2 protein-coding genes are annotated in these 1146 nt (G+C 32.6%); both read right to left on the minus strand.

Going from position 1 to position 1146, the window contains the following annotated elements:
* The coding region (locus AB0G52_RS41305) for a CpsD/CapB family tyrosine-protein kinase (protein ID WP_361344494.1) at positions 1–486 on the minus strand (486 nt) is incomplete at its 3' end.
* The coding region (locus AB0G52_RS41310; RefSeq protein WP_361344497.1) for a Wzz/FepE/Etk N-terminal domain-containing protein at positions 486–1146 on the minus strand (661 nt) is incomplete at its 5' end. The genes AB0G52_RS41305 and AB0G52_RS41310, both read right to left, overlap by 1 nt.

The raw sequence follows: 1146 nt of genomic DNA on the forward strand, positions 1-1146 counted from the left end.
ATCAAAAATAATTAAATCAAATTCTTCTAATGCTTGCTCCAAAAAAAGTTGCATTGCTTTTGAGCCCAATAACTCTGAAGGGTTTGGCGGTATAGGTCCGCTAGAAAGCACATACAAGTTATTTTCATCAGTTTTGTTCACGGCTTCCATTAAATCCTTTTGATTTGTTAATACAGAAGTTAGTCCTAATGTATTAGTTAATTTAAAAGTATAGTGTACTGTGGGTTTTCTCAAATCTGCGTCAACTAAAAGAACTGTTTTTCCTTGTTGTGCAAAAACAACTGCAAGGTTCGCTGTAGTTGTTGATTTACCTTCTCCAGGTCCTGATGAGGTAACCATTATTGATCTTATTTCTTCATCCACACTTGAAAAAAGAATATTCGTTCTTATAGTCCTGTATTGCTCAGAAATCGGTGATTTCGGATCATACTTAGCTACTAATTTTCTTTTACTATCCAATAAACTTTTCTTACTATTAATAGCCACTAACTTATACCTCTCATTCTTCCGTTTTTTCCACCCTTTGCTTTTGCCTCAAAATTTTGGTCAATGATTGTAATAGCACCTAACACTGGTAAGTTCAGTAATTTCTCAATATCTTGTTCTGTCTTCACCGTGTTATCGAGGTATTCTAATAAGTATGCTAGACCAATTCCTATAAACAGACCAATTATTGCTGCAATTGCAATATTTAGAGTAGGATTAGGACTAATAGGAGCTTGGTTTTCCTGATCATCCGCTAATGGAAGAATACTTACATTATCAACTTGCATTAAATCTTTTATCTCATTTTCAAATACTTCTGCTGTTTTATTCGCAATTTGCAGTGCAACTGATGGATCTGGGTCAATTACCGAAACAGTCATAATTTGAGAATTTTGGGCACTTTCTACAGTAATTTTCTTATTTAAATCAGAAAGGCTAATGTCAAGATTTAAATCACTTCTAACGTTATTTAATATAGATGCGCTCTTAATTATTACGCTATATGTATTAATTAGCTGAACATTAGTTTGCACCTCATTATAGTTATAAACAGATTCATCTTCTTTAGTCTGATTCACCAGAATTTGCGTTGAGGATTTATATTCTGGTGTTAATAAAAAGTAACTTACTAAACCAGTTACTATCATAGAAATCAATGTA

Origin of the sequence: Streptomyces sp. NPDC021562 (assembly GCF_040640875.1) — a bacterium.
Taxonomy (GTDB): domain Bacteria; phylum Actinomycetota; class Actinomycetes; order Streptomycetales; family Streptomycetaceae; genus Streptomyces.